Below are 12,107 nucleotides of genomic sequence, written 5' to 3'. Positions count from 1 at the left end.
GCATAATACGATATCCGTTTTTCCATCTCAAAAAGCGGGCGGTTATAATAAGGGAAGCAAAACGGCAGGCACCAAAAAGCCGGGCCGTCTGTTGAAAGAAAGGGAAAATGTATGGAAAAGAAAGCAAGCTTTGTAGGACGCCTGCTCTCGGAAAATCAGATGTCGGAAGCATTTATTAACAGTATGTTTCTGGCGCTGTCCGGCGGTTTTCAGGATGCCTACACGTACAATTGCAGAGATGAAGTATTCTCAAATGCCCAGACGGGAAACGTTGTGCTGATGAGCCAGAACTTTCTGGAAGGAAACTTTACGGCAGGCCTTCGGTATCTCTTCCCGATCCTCTTTTTTGCGATGGGTGTATTTCTGGCAGAAAATTTCCAGGAGCATTACCGATATGCAAAGAGGCTGCACTGGCGGCAGGTACTTCTCGCGGCGGAAATTGTGATCCTTGCGATCGTCGGATTTATTCCGTCCTCTTATAATATGCTCGCGGCGATGCTCGTATCGTTTGCGTGCGCGATTCAGGTACAGACCTTCCGCAAGGTCGGCGGTTATTCGTATGCAAGCACCATGTGCATCGGAAACCTGCGAAGCGGAACCGCAGCGCTGTCCATGTATCTGCGGGATAAGAAAAAAGAACAGCTCCGTCAGGCCGGATACTATTTCGGCGTGATTCTGGCTTTCGCCATCGGCGCCGGAATCGGAGGCGTGTTCTCCATGCTGTATGGAATCCACGTAATCTGGATTTCCTGCGGACTTCTTCTGGTGAGCTTCCTTCTGATGTCACTGGAAAAGTACCGCTGAGAAATAAGAGAGAGTGAAGAAAGAAGGCTGAAAAAATGGAAGTATTTCTGGAGTGCTGTATGACACTATTCTTTTCAGCGGCCATGCTGCTGCTGATCGTCCGCCTGGCAAAGGGTGAGGAGAAAAACATGATGTTTGCGCGTGTGTTCTCCCTGGCGTCCAACGTCGGTTTCTGGATTGGAATCGTCCGCATCGCTGTGCTGAACCGGAGCGGATTTCTGATGTTCTTCTACATCACAGGCGCAATGCTTTCCTACACGGCGATGGTCTTTGCCATGCCGCATAAAAAAGAGCAGATTTCCAGACAGCAGGCATAAATAAAAAAGAGACCCTGTATACGGGAAGGATGGAGCAGCGATGTTCCGTCCGCCGGTAGACAGGGTCTTTTTCTGTTTCAAACAAAAGTTCATAAAATCTTATACGCGTTCCAGAAGCTCCCCGATCAGCTCTTTTGCCGCCGCGTTCTGGTGCTGCCGTGGGTTGATGATAAGACAGATTTCACGTTTGGGGGCCTCCTCGATGAGCGGAATCCGACAGACGGTACGGCTCTTTAAGGCATCGCGTGCCAGCTCCTCCGGATAAAATCCGATGCCGAGGTTATACTCGACCATAGGAAGAATCTGATCCGTCGTCGCCGCCTCCATATCGGGGTGGAAGGCGAGGCTGTGATTCAGAAAGTACTCGGCGTACAGCTCCCGCGTGCCGGTGTCTTTGGCAAGCGAGATAAAAGGATATTCTGACAATTCGCCGAGATGATGCGGCTCTGCGGAAAGGGATGCATATTTCGATCCGCCGATCAGAATTTCCTGGAATGGGAAAATCGGGATCTTGTGCAGCGGTTTGCGGATTTCCACCGGGCTTGTGACGACTGCGAAGTCGACCAGACCGTTTTCGAGCGCCTGGATGGCCTGCGGCGTCGAGTGGTTGGAGATGCGCAGGCGGACGTGCGGATAGCGGGTGTGGAAGTGCTCCAGGCGGGAGAGCAGCATCAGACGAAGTGCCGTCTCGCTCGCACCAATTGTGATAAGGCCGCTCTCAAGAGACCGCTCAAGAGCCAGCTCCTCCTCAACCGTGCGGAGCTGTTCGTAGGCAACGGCCACACGCTCATACACCTTTTCGCCCTCCGCTGTCAGTGTGACACCCTGGTGGGAACGGATAAAAAGTTTGCAGCCAAGCTCACTTTCCAGATTGTTCATGCACCGTGTGATGTTGGGCTGGTTGTTTTTCAGAATTTCCGCGGCTTTTGTAAAGCTGTGATATTGTGCTACGAAGTAAAAAATGCGATAATAATCATATGTAATCATAAAAACCTCCGAAGGATGAAAAAAGAAAAATCCGTTACTGTTTACTCAGCAGTGAAACACTTGCTGTTTCGCTGCGTAAGAACATGATTCAGGTGTGAGCAGCCCTCCTTTTGCGAAGCAAAACTTTAAATGAGGGATGCGAATGTTACAGTTCGCAGGGTACCTGTGAACTGTAACAAAAAATCATCCATGATTGCTTCAATATAAAATACATGCGCCGGGTTGTCAAGGGATTTCTGAGGAGGGTCCGGCCGGATTGTGCGGGGGATGGCAGAAGAGAAGTGGAAATTTTTTGAAAAAACACTTGCAAAATACCCGGACAGGGTATATAGTGTAGAAGAAAATAAGATACCCTATTGGGGTATACGAAAAAGAAAATCCAGAACTACAGAAAGGAAGACATACGATGGAACAGTACAATGTAACCGGTATGAGCTGCGCCGCCTGCCAGACCCGTGTCGAAAAAGCCGTGTCAAAGGTACCCGGTGTCACATCCTGCGCAGTCAGCCTTCTGACAAATTCCATGGGCGTGGAGGGAACGGCCTCCCCGGCAGAGATTATTGCCGCCGTGGAAAATGCAGGCTACGGTGCGTCGAAAAAAGGCGAGAAGGGAAGCACATCACAGTCGGCTTCCACAGCAGAATACGAAGAGATGCTGAAAGACAAGGAAACACCGGTCATGAAACGCCGTCTGGTGAGCTCCGTTCTTCTTTTGATTCCGCTCATGTATTTCTCCATGGGCCATATGATGTGGGGATGGCCGCTGCCGAAATTCTTTGAAGGAAACCACATCGCAATGGGACTGGTACAGCTCCTGCTTACCATTGCGGTCATGGTCATCAACCAGAAATTCTTTATCAGCGGTTTCAAGAGCCTCTGGCATAAAGCACCGAACATGGACACGCTGGTAGCGCTTGGTTCTACCGCATCGTTTGTATACAGCGTCTACGCCCTGTTTGCCATGACGGGAGCGCAGGTACAGGGGGACATGGATGCAGTCATGAGCTATATGCATGAATTTTACTTCGAGTCCGCAGCCATGATTCTGACCCTGATTACCGTCGGAAAAATGCTGGAGTCGATTTCCAAAGGAAAAACGACCGATGCGTTAAAGAGTCTGATGAAGCTGGCTCCGAAGACCGCTGTTCTCTTAAGAGACGGAAAAGAAGTGGAAGTCGGCATTGATCAGGTGAAAAAGGGCGATCATTTCATCGTCCGCCCGGGCGAAAATATTCCGGTGGACGGCGTTGTCCTGGAGGGAACGAGTGCCGTCAACGAATCCGCGCTGACTGGCGAGAGTATTCCGGTGGATAAAGAGGCCGGCGACCGCGTATCGGCGGCGACCTTAAACCAGTCCGGTTTCCTGACCTGTGAGGCGACGAGAGTCGGAGAAGACACAACACTCTCCCAGATCATTCAGATGGTCAGCGATGCGGCAGCGACAAAAGCGCCGATCGCCAAAGTGGCCGATAAAGTTTCCGGTATTTTTGTGCCGGCCGTTATCTGCATTGCACTTGCTACGATTGTGATCTGGCTGTTTGCAGGAGAGAGCGTCGGCTTTGCTCTTGCAAGAGGTATTTCCGTTCTCGTTATCAGCTGCCCGTGTGCGCTCGGCCTTGCAACACCGGTTGCGATCATGGTCGGAAACGGAATGGGAGCAAAACACGGAACGATGTTCAAAACCGCAGTTTCTCTCGAGAAGACAGGAAAAACACAGATCGTTGCACTCGATAAGACTGGAACCATCACAAGCGGCGAGCCGCAGGTAACCGATCTTGTCCCGGCGGACGGTGTAAGTGAGGAGGAGCTTTTAAAAGGTGCCTTTGCACTGGAGCACAAAAGTGAGCATCCGCTGGCCCGTGCGATTCTTGCACTTGCAGAGGAAAAAGGCCTGGCCCGCGAAGAAGTCAGTGATTTCTCTGCGCTTCCTGGAAACGGCCTTGTGGCAAAACGGAACGGAAAAGAGCTCTGCGGAGGCAACCGCGCACTGATTACGAAAAAAGCGGTTCTCTCGAAACAGATGGAAGAGCAGGCAGCAAAACTTTCCGAAGAAGGAAAGACACCGCTGTTCTTCAGTGAAGACGGAAAGATGCTCGGTATGATCGCGGTTGCGGATGTCATCAAAGAGGACAGCCCGCGTGCGGTGAAAGAACTGCAGAATATGGGAATCCGTGTCGTGATGCTGACCGGAGACAATGAGCGCACCGCGCGTGCCATCGGCGCACAGGCAGGTGTGGACGAAGTCATCGCAGGCGTTCTGCCGGATGGAAAAGAAGCGGTCATCAGCCGCCTGAAAGAAAAAGGAAAAGTAGCGATGGTAGGAGACGGCATCAACGATGCACCGGCTCTGACCAGTGCGGATATCGGTATTGCCATCGGAGCAGGAACCGATATCGCGATCGATGCGGCAGACGTTGTCCTGATGAAGAGCCGCCTCTCCGATGTACCGGCAGCGATCCGCTTAAGCCGTGCGACCCTCAGGAACATTCACGAGAATTTGTTCTGGGCCTTCATTTACAATATCATCGGTATTCCGCTGGCTGCGGGCGTATGGATCCCGCTGTTCGGCTGGAAGCTGAACCCGATGTTCGGTGCGGCGGCGATGAGCCTTTCGAGCCTTTGCGTTGTGACAAACGCCCTGCGTCTGAATCTGTTTCGGATGCACGACGCGTCAAAAGATAAAAGAATCAAAAACGAAATTCCAAAGGAGGATCTGAACATGACAACAGAACAGGGAATGGTAAAAACCATGACAATCGAGGGCATGATGTGCGGCCACTGCGAGGCAAGAGTGAAGAAAACACTTGAGGCAATCGAGGGTGTTGCATCCGCAGAAGTAAGCCATGAAAAAGGAACAGCCGTTGTAACACTGGCAGCTCCGGTATCAGACGATGTGCTGAAAACAGCCGTAGAGGCACAGGATTACACCGTAAAAGGAATCCAGTAAAACAGAAAACATTGAGAAAAGGGAAACGCGCCTGGAATGAAAATTTCCGGGCGCGTTTCTTTTTTTTACCAGATATAGCAAAAATATTGCAATTTGTTCGGAATTTTCGTGACAAAAGGACAAAAATCCGTTAGGATAGAGAAAAAGAAGAGCAAAAACAAAAGGGTTTTTAGGATCAGGAGGTTTTTTCATTATGACAGAGTACAGACTTGCAAAGCCGGAAGAGTGGGAGGACTGCATCGAACTTGCAAACTACGTGTTCAGCACGGCACACCGTCCGCACGACTTTGAGCAGTTAATTCCAAGGGTTTATCAGGCAGGACCGGAAATGGCACGGATCCACCGCGTCGCTGTTGCGGAAAACGGCAGACTCCGGGCCGAGATTGCGGTGCTTCCGCAGCAAATGGCAGCAGGGGGTAAGCTGCTCCGCGCAGGATATGTGGGAAGCGTTTCCGTGCATCCAAAGGCAAGGGGCGAAGGCCACATGAAGCGTCTTCTTGGCGACTGGATTACGGATCTGGAAGGAACGTGTGATCTTCTGGCACTGGACGGCCAGAGACAGCGGTATGCCTACTTTGGCTTTACGCCGGGAAGTGAAAAATACACGTTTTACCTGGATGTGGCAAATGTGCGCCATACCTGGAAAAACGGGGAACTCTCCGCTTACACCTTTGCGCCGCTGTTTCCGGAAAACGGCGAAGCGGACGAAGAGGCGGCAGCCTTTGCAAAGAAGCTGAATGAGGAAAAACCGCTTTACGTGGTAAGAGAGGATGTGAAAGCCTGCCTGAAAACGTTCGGCGAGCAGGCAATTGCAATCTGGAAAAACGGTGAGCGGATCGGATATCTGGCACTTTGCGGCGGAAACCAGGTTGTGGAAGCAGAAGTGCTGGAGGAACAGGATTTCGTTCCTGCACTTGCCGCTTATTTAAAAGAAAATGCGCTTGACTCTCTTTTCATTTCCATTCCGGTGTATGAGACCGGAAAAGCAGCAGCGTTATCGGAAGTCTGCGAAAGCTTCACAAAAGAGCGCTGCGGTTCCGCGATGTACCGTATTTTCCAATTTGCAGACGTCATCGAGGCAATGCTGACCATGAAAGCAGAGACGATGGGCATCAGCGATGGAACGTGGTTCGCCGTACTGGAGGGACAGCCGCTGACCGTGACGGTAAAAGATGGAACTGTGACCGTGACACGGGAAGCCCATCCGGGGGCAGATGTACTCAACCGGGAGCAGGCGCAGGAACTGCTTCTTTCACCGCTGGCAAGTAAGGGAAGCAAGGTTCCATCTGAAATCTGGAAGAACATTCCATCCGACTGGTTCCCGCTTCCGCTGTACTGTGCGACGGCAGACGAATTTTAGGCAATGACTGTTGGGAGGCAGAGAAATATGAACGAGACAGAGAAACGAGACAGAAGAGACGAAAAAGAAGAAATCCGGTACCATGTGATTTTCTACGGCCAGGTGCAGGGCGTGGGGTTCCGTTACCGGGCGTATTATGCTGCCTACCAGCTCGGACTGACCGGCTGGGTGAGAAACTGCTGGGATGAGACGGTGGAGATGGAGGTGCAGGGTGATGAGGAGACGATCACGGAGATGATCAAAAGGATCCGCACCTCCAGCTACATCGAAATCACGGATGCAAAATGGACGAAGATTCCGCTGGAATCGGAATTCGGTTTTCATATCCGTTGATCAGGGCTGCTTTTTCTCTTTTTCCGGAATTTCGACAAGAATGATATCGTTGCCGATCTGGCAGATGCGGTCCCATGGGATCACAAAATCCTCGCCGTGGCAGAAAAAGCCGCAGAATTTCACAGGACCCGGAAGAACGAGTCCGGTAAGATGTCCCGTTTTTGGATTGAATTCCACATCAATCGGACAGCCGAGCGTTTTGCAGGTACAGATATTGATAACTTCTTTCTGGCGGAGATCTACAACGCGCATGCGGTGCTCCTTTTTACAGATTCCTATGGAAAAACATATGCGAAAATGTTGCTGCAGTTGACTTGAATTTCACGGAAAAATGCGTATACTGTAAAAGTAGAAAACTTTCCGAAATACTTATTTAGAAACGAGGACGAAAGATATGAGATGTCCATTTTGTAATCAGGATAATACCCGGGTTGTGGATTCACGCCCGATTGAAGACAGCAATGCGATCCGCCGCCGCCGGATGTGCGATGTCTGCGGCAGACGCTTTACGACATACGAAAAAGTGGAGACGATCCCTTTGATCGTCATCAAAAAAGATATGAACCGCGAGCAGTATGACCGCTCGAAAATCGAGACCGGCATCCTGCGCGCCTGCCACAAACGGCCGGTGTCCGCCGAGAAGATCAACGAGATGGTCAACAAGGTGGAGACGGAGCTTTTCAACGGCGAGGAACGCGAGATTCCAAGCTCTGTGATCGGAGAGAAGGTCATGCATTACTTAAAAGACCTGGATCAGGTGGCGTACGTCCGTTTTGCGTCGATTTACCGCGAGTTCAAGGATGTCAACACGTTCATGGACGAGCTGAAAAAGATGCTCGACAAATAGCGGGAGGCAAAAAAATGGAAGTGTCGAACTATATTAAAATGCGCGATCAGATGCAGAAGCGCTTTCTGACGTACGATCAGAAGGAGATCGAAGGGAAGTATGGCTTTGCCTTTGATGACGATTATTTCTATGTGCCGTACCTTTTTGAGGAGTGGAGAGTGAACCGCCATACCGGCGTTGTAGAGGGCTCAAAAGACCATTTTCTTCATGTGCACCAGGGCAGTTTCAATGAGACACTGACGATTTTCGACCTGCTCTGCTGCGGAAAGAAGGAGATTGTGCTCGCCGGCACGTATGCGCGCACCAATTCCTTAAAGGGAACGATCAAAGGCCGCACGATTGCGTCCGGCGTTCACGACAGCCGCGCCGCACGGTATGACGGGCATGTGGAACAGCTGAAAAAAGCATGCGTTTCCCTTAGCGGAAAACCATATTCCCCGGGAGACGCTGCTTTTGTTTTTCATGTCTTTCCGTTTCTGCCGCTCGTCTTCCAGTTCTGGGAGTCCGATGAGGAATTCCCGCCGGTGCTGAAGTTTATGTGGGATGAAAACGTCCTCGATTATCTGCGGTTTGAGACGCTGTATTACGTGATGGGAGACTTCCTGGACGCACTGGATCAAGCCTTCGATGCATGTAAAACAGAAGCCTGATACCTTTTGTGAGACAAAATCTTACGAAAATTTTCCGAATGTTTATAAAAATTTCAGTATACGAATCCCCTGGTTTAATGCTATAATGAGTGAAAGTAAGTAAAAAGAGAGAAGAGAAAGGGGAATGCATATGGCTTTTAGCATGAAAGTAACACCGGAAATAGAGGAACTGACAAACATCTGTCTGGATAACTCCAAAATGGATGTTTCGCTGTATGGGCAATACGATGTAAAACGCGGACTGCGCGATATCAACGGCGTTGGCGTCCTTGCGGGACTGACACAGATTTCAAACGTTGTGTCTTCGGATATCATTGACGGCGTCAAAACGCCGTGTGACGGACGTCTGTACTACCGCGGCATCAACGTGGAAAAACTGACCCAGGGCTTTTTAAGTGAAAACCGTATGGGATTCGAAGAAGTTGCGTATCTGCTCTTATTTGGAAATCTGCCGAATGAAGAGCAGCTCAATCATTTTAAGACAATCTTAAAACAGCAGCAGTCCCTGCCGAAGAACTTTGTGCGTGACGTTGTTATGAAAGCGCCGACCAAGGACATGATGAACACTCTGTCCCGAAGCGTTCTGACCCTGTACGCGTACGACAACCACGCAGATGATACCTCCCTTCCGAATGTGCTTCGCCAGTGCATTAACCTGATTTCTGTTTTCCCGATGCTGTCCGTCTATGGCTATCAGGCGTACAACCATTATATCAAGGGAAAAAGTTTATATATCCACAACCCGTCGAAGAAGCTTTCGACTGCAGAAAATATTCTTCTGATGCTCCGACCGGATCAGAAGTACACTCCGCTGGAGGCGAAGATCCTCGATCTTGCCCTCGTTCTCCACATGGAGCACGGCGGCGGTAACAACTCGACCTTTACAACACATGTTGTTTCTTCTTCCGGAACCGATACGTACTCCGCAATTGCAGCGGCGCTCGGCTCCTTAAAGGGACCGAAGCACGGCGGTGCAAACATCAAGGTTGTGCGGATGTTCGACGATATGAAGTCACACGTCAAAGACTGGACGGATGAGGAAGAAGTATCGAATTACTTAAGAAAGCTGCTGCACAAAGAGGCGTTCGACCAGAAAGGTCTGATTTACGGTATGGGCCATGCGGTTTACTCCATTTCCGACCCGCGTGCGCGCATCTTTAAGAGCTTCGTTGAGCAGCTGGCAAAAGAAAAACACAGAGAGAAAGATTACCGGCTGTACGCTATGGTCGAGGAACTGGCTCCGAAGATCATCGGCGAGGAGCGCCATATTTACAAAGGTGTATCCGCAAACGTCGACTTCTACAGCGGCTTCGTTTACAGCATGCTGGATCTTCCGCTGGAGCTCTACACCCCGATGTTCGCCTGCGCGCGTATCGTCGGCTGGAGTGCACACCGGATGGAGGAACTGATCAACACCGACAAGATCATCCGCCCGGCGTACAAGAGTGTCAAAGATGAAGTGGACTATGTTCCGCTGGAAAACAGATAAAACAGGCAGAAGGGCCGGAGCGTGTCGGGATTTTCCGATCTGCTCCGGCATTGCTCTGTGCAGGAAGTAATGTGTCATTGTGAAAAATAGGAGAGTGCAGGAGAATGAATGAGACAAAAAATTACAGCATAACAAAATCCGGAGCAGTCATACTGGAAGGAGGGGCCAATCGCGGCGTCTTTACAGCAGGAGCGCTGGACTTTCTGATGGAGCAGGAGTATTATATCCCTCATGTGATTGGCGTTTCCGCCGGAGCCTGCAATGCGCTGGACTATGTATCGCGCCAGATTGGCAGAACGAGGGACTGTATGATTGTCACGGATGAGAAAAACCGCTACGTCAATAAGAATATCAAGACAATCGTTGAGAAAAAAGCACTGCTCGACATGGATATGGTGTTCGAACGGTATCCGTATGAGATTTTTCCATTTGATTTTGATACGTATTTTGCATCGCCGCAGACGTGTGAGCTGGTTGTGACAAACTGTGAGACGGGACGCGCGGAATATCTGGATGACCGCGAAAATAAAGAACGTCTGCTTGCAATTGGCCGTGCATCATCGAGCATGCCGATCGCCTGCCCGATGGTGGAGATCGACGGAAACGAGTACGTCGACGGCGGTGTTGCCGATTCGATCCCGATTATCCGTTCCTTAAAGACGGGACACCGAAAAAATGTCATTATTCTGACACGGAATTTCGGTTACCGCAAAAAAGAGGGAACGAGAGGCTGGGAGCTGTATGTGGCGGCATTCCGCAAATACCCGAATCTTGTGCGTGCACTTGTAAACCGCGCGAAACATTATAACCAGGTGCTCGAATGCATCGAAAAATGGGAAGAAGAAGGCTCCGTCTTTGTGATCCGCCCGGAGATACCGGCGGTATCGCGTCTCGAAAAGGACGAGGAGAAGCTGCGGGAATTTTACCAGCACGGCTATGACCAGATGAAAGCAAATTTTGAGGCTCTGCAGGAGTTTCTGAAAGAAGAATAAAGTTACTGTATAAACGAAAAGAGGATTGGAGAAAGAAGATGAGTGGAAAAAACCAGAAGAACCGGGGAACTATACTGATGCGGATGTTTTACCCGGACCGGAGAGAAAAAAGTGCCTATACGATCGATTACGCGGATCTGTACCGGAAAGGATACCGGGGCGTGATTTTTGATATCGATAATACGCTTGTTCCGCACGGTGCGCCGGCAACGAAGGAGGCGGCTGCGTTCTTTGCGTCTCTTCGGGAGACTGGTTTTTCCACCTGTCTGCTTTCCAACAATCAGAAACCGCGTGTGGCTCCGTTTGCCGATGCGGTCGGTTCTATCTATATCGAAAATGCGCACAAGCCTTCGGTGAAAAACTACCAGGAGGCATGCCGGAGAATGGGGATTAAAGAGGAGCAGGCGGTCTTTGTCGGGGATCAGCTTTTCACCGATGTGTACGGTGCAAAACGGACCGGACTTTACAATATTCTGACCGAGCCGATCAATCCGAAAGAGGAAATTCAGATCGTTCTGAAACGGTATCTGGAGCACATTGTACTGTTCTTTTATGAGCGTGATCTGGCCCGCGGCAGGATTACGAAAAAAAACAGTTGAAAAATCGGGAAAAATATTATATTATAAGATAAGCCTATGGTGCGCATTTGGCGCATCGTACTATGTTAAGGAGGAAAAATCAGAATGATTTCAGCAGGAGATTTTAGAAACGGCGTTACCCTCGAGATCGATGGTCAGGTCGTTCAGATTCTTGAATTTCAGCATGTAAAACCTGGTAAAGGAGCTGCATTCGTAAGAACAAAATTAAAAAATGTCATCAACGGTGGTGTGGTAGAGCGTACCTTCCGTCCGACTGAGAAATTCCCGCAGGCTCGTATCGAGCGTGTAGACATGCAGTATCTGTACAGCGATGGTGATTTATTCTACTTCATGAACGTAGAAAACTATGAGCAGATCGCTCTGAACGAAGAGACCATCGGAGATGCTCTGAAATTTGTAAAAGAAAACGAAATGGTTAAAGTATGTTCCTACAACGGAAATGTATTCGCAATCGAACCGCCTCTGTTTGTAGAGCTTGAGATCACCGAGACTGAGCCAGGCTTCAAGGGAGATACCGCACAGGGTGCTTCCAAACCGGCTACCGTTGAGACTGGTGCTACCGTAAGCGTTCCGCTGTTCGTAAACCAGGGAGACAAAATCAAAATTGATACCAGAACAGGTGAATATCTGTCCCGTGTATAAGTAAGACTGTTCCCGCCGTTGTCCGTCACAACTTTCTTTGTGGCGGACACGGTTTTCTAAATAAATGAAAAGTCTAATCCCCCAGCTATGCTGGGGAGAATAGAGTAGTCGGAAGTGGTGAGGATAACAAAATAAAGCCT

Annotated in this window: 13 protein-coding genes; 11 read left to right on the top strand and 2 right to left on the bottom strand. The window is 49.9% G+C overall.

The genetic code is table 11. The features are described from left to right. Positions 1-111: 111 nt before the first annotated feature. The gene (locus tag I2G42_RS14795; RefSeq protein ID WP_022462505.1) at positions 112-804 is read left to right on the top strand and encodes a YoaK family protein; all 693 of its coding nucleotides are present in this window, start codon (positions 112-114) and stop codon (positions 802-804) included. A 35-nt stretch (positions 805-839) separates the two neighbouring features. Continuing rightward, positions 840-1,121: a hypothetical protein gene (locus I2G42_RS14790; protein ID WP_055218286.1), complete on the top strand. Its 282-nt coding sequence runs from the start codon at positions 840-842 to the stop codon at positions 1,119-1,121. Between the two features lie 99 nt (positions 1,122-1,220). Here the strand turns inward: I2G42_RS14790 and I2G42_RS14785 are convergent, their stop codons facing one another. Then, positions 1,221-2,108, bottom strand: a complete 888-nt coding sequence (locus tag I2G42_RS14785; protein ID WP_055228469.1) for a LysR family transcriptional regulator — start codon at positions 2,106-2,108, stop codon at positions 1,221-1,223. Positions 2,109-2,514: 406 nt separating this feature from the next. Between I2G42_RS14785 and I2G42_RS14780 the strand changes: the two genes are divergently transcribed. The 3 genes from I2G42_RS14780 to I2G42_RS14770 all read left to right on the top strand — a co-directional run bounded on the left by I2G42_RS14780 (position 2,515) and on the right by I2G42_RS14770 (position 6,748). Further along, on the top strand, positions 2,515-5,055 hold the full coding sequence (locus tag I2G42_RS14780) for a heavy metal translocating P-type ATPase (RefSeq protein ID WP_195531211.1): 2,541 nt from the start codon (positions 2,515-2,517) through the stop codon (positions 5,053-5,055). Positions 5,056-5,248: 193 nt separating this feature from the next. Next, the gene (locus tag I2G42_RS14775; RefSeq protein ID WP_055218280.1) at positions 5,249-6,415 is read left to right on the top strand and encodes a GNAT family N-acetyltransferase; all 1,167 of its coding nucleotides are present in this window, start codon (positions 5,249-5,251) and stop codon (positions 6,413-6,415) included. A 27-nt stretch (positions 6,416-6,442) separates the two neighbouring features. Next, positions 6,443-6,748, top strand: coding sequence for an acylphosphatase (locus I2G42_RS14770; protein WP_055218278.1), 306 nt, complete (start codon positions 6,443-6,445; stop codon positions 6,746-6,748). On the opposite strand, the gene I2G42_RS14765 is transcribed toward I2G42_RS14770, so the two are convergent. Then, positions 6,749-7,000 (bottom strand): YlmC/YmxH family sporulation protein, encoded by a 252-nt coding sequence (locus tag I2G42_RS14765; protein ID WP_022462511.1) that lies wholly within the window; start codon positions 6,998-7,000, stop codon positions 6,749-6,751. 142 nt (positions 7,001-7,142) lie between these two features. On the opposite strand from I2G42_RS14765, the gene nrdR reads away from it, so the two are divergent. The 6 genes from nrdR (at position 7,143) to efp (ending at position 11,967) form a co-directional block, all read left to right on the top strand. Next, positions 7,143-7,595, top strand: coding sequence for a transcriptional regulator NrdR (gene nrdR, locus I2G42_RS14760; protein WP_022462512.1), 453 nt, complete (start codon positions 7,143-7,145; stop codon positions 7,593-7,595). Positions 7,596-7,609: 14 nt separating this feature from the next. Further along, positions 7,610-8,245, top strand: a complete 636-nt coding sequence (locus I2G42_RS14755; protein WP_195531210.1) for a DUF3786 domain-containing protein — start codon at positions 7,610-7,612, stop codon at positions 8,243-8,245. A gap of 130 nt (positions 8,246-8,375) precedes the next feature. Next, the gene (locus I2G42_RS14750) at positions 8,376-9,734 is read left to right on the top strand and encodes a citrate/2-methylcitrate synthase (protein WP_055218390.1); all 1,359 of its coding nucleotides are present in this window, start codon (positions 8,376-8,378) and stop codon (positions 9,732-9,734) included. A 104-nt stretch (positions 9,735-9,838) separates the two neighbouring features. After that, on the top strand, positions 9,839-10,726 hold the full coding sequence (locus I2G42_RS14745) for a patatin-like phospholipase family protein (RefSeq protein ID WP_055218274.1): 888 nt from the start codon (positions 9,839-9,841) through the stop codon (positions 10,724-10,726). A gap of 74 nt (positions 10,727-10,800) precedes the next feature. Beyond that, the gene (locus tag I2G42_RS14740) at positions 10,801-11,325 is read left to right on the top strand and encodes a YqeG family HAD IIIA-type phosphatase (RefSeq protein WP_117509173.1); all 525 of its coding nucleotides are present in this window, start codon (positions 10,801-10,803) and stop codon (positions 11,323-11,325) included. Positions 11,326-11,409: 84 nt separating this feature from the next. Continuing rightward, on the top strand, positions 11,410-11,967 hold the full coding sequence (gene efp, locus I2G42_RS14735; RefSeq protein WP_022462517.1) for an elongation factor P: 558 nt from the start codon (positions 11,410-11,412) through the stop codon (positions 11,965-11,967). Positions 11,968-12,107: the final 140 nt, after the last annotated feature.

Origin of the sequence: Fusicatenibacter saccharivorans (genome assembly GCF_015557635.1) — a bacterium.
GTDB lineage: Bacteria > Bacillota > Clostridia > Lachnospirales > Lachnospiraceae > Fusicatenibacter > Fusicatenibacter saccharivorans.
This window is presented reverse-complemented; position numbering and strand designations above follow the sequence as displayed.

What these genes read in the sequence shown, in the direction of transcription:
- I2G42_RS14770 (WP_055218278.1), top strand. Translation starts at nt 6,443, where the DNA reads ATGAACGAGACAGAGAAACGAGACAGAAGAGACGAAAAAGAAGAAATC.
- nrdR (WP_022462512.1), top strand. Translation starts at nt 7,143, where the DNA reads ATGAGATGTCCATTTTGTAATCAGGATAATACCCGGGTTGTGGATTCA.
- I2G42_RS14785 (WP_055228469.1), bottom strand. Translation starts at nt 2,108, where the DNA reads ATGATTACATATGATTATTATCGCATTTTTTACTTCGTAGCACAATAT.
- I2G42_RS14775 (WP_055218280.1), top strand. Translation starts at nt 5,249, where the DNA reads ATGACAGAGTACAGACTTGCAAAGCCGGAAGAGTGGGAGGACTGCATC.
- I2G42_RS14780 (WP_195531211.1), top strand. Translation starts at nt 2,515, where the DNA reads ATGGAACAGTACAATGTAACCGGTATGAGCTGCGCCGCCTGCCAGACC.
- I2G42_RS14790 (WP_055218286.1), top strand. Translation starts at nt 840, where the DNA reads ATGGAAGTATTTCTGGAGTGCTGTATGACACTATTCTTTTCAGCGGCC.
- efp (WP_022462517.1), top strand. Translation starts at nt 11,410, where the DNA reads ATGATTTCAGCAGGAGATTTTAGAAACGGCGTTACCCTCGAGATCGAT.
- I2G42_RS14745 (WP_055218274.1), top strand. Translation starts at nt 9,839, where the DNA reads ATGAATGAGACAAAAAATTACAGCATAACAAAATCCGGAGCAGTCATA.
- I2G42_RS14750 (WP_055218390.1), top strand. Translation starts at nt 8,376, where the DNA reads ATGGCTTTTAGCATGAAAGTAACACCGGAAATAGAGGAACTGACAAAC.
- I2G42_RS14755 (WP_195531210.1), top strand. Translation starts at nt 7,610, where the DNA reads ATGGAAGTGTCGAACTATATTAAAATGCGCGATCAGATGCAGAAGCGC.
- I2G42_RS14795 (WP_022462505.1), top strand. Translation starts at nt 112, where the DNA reads ATGGAAAAGAAAGCAAGCTTTGTAGGACGCCTGCTCTCGGAAAATCAG.
- I2G42_RS14765 (WP_022462511.1), bottom strand. Translation starts at nt 7,000, where the DNA reads ATGCGCGTTGTAGATCTCCGCCAGAAAGAAGTTATCAATATCTGTACC.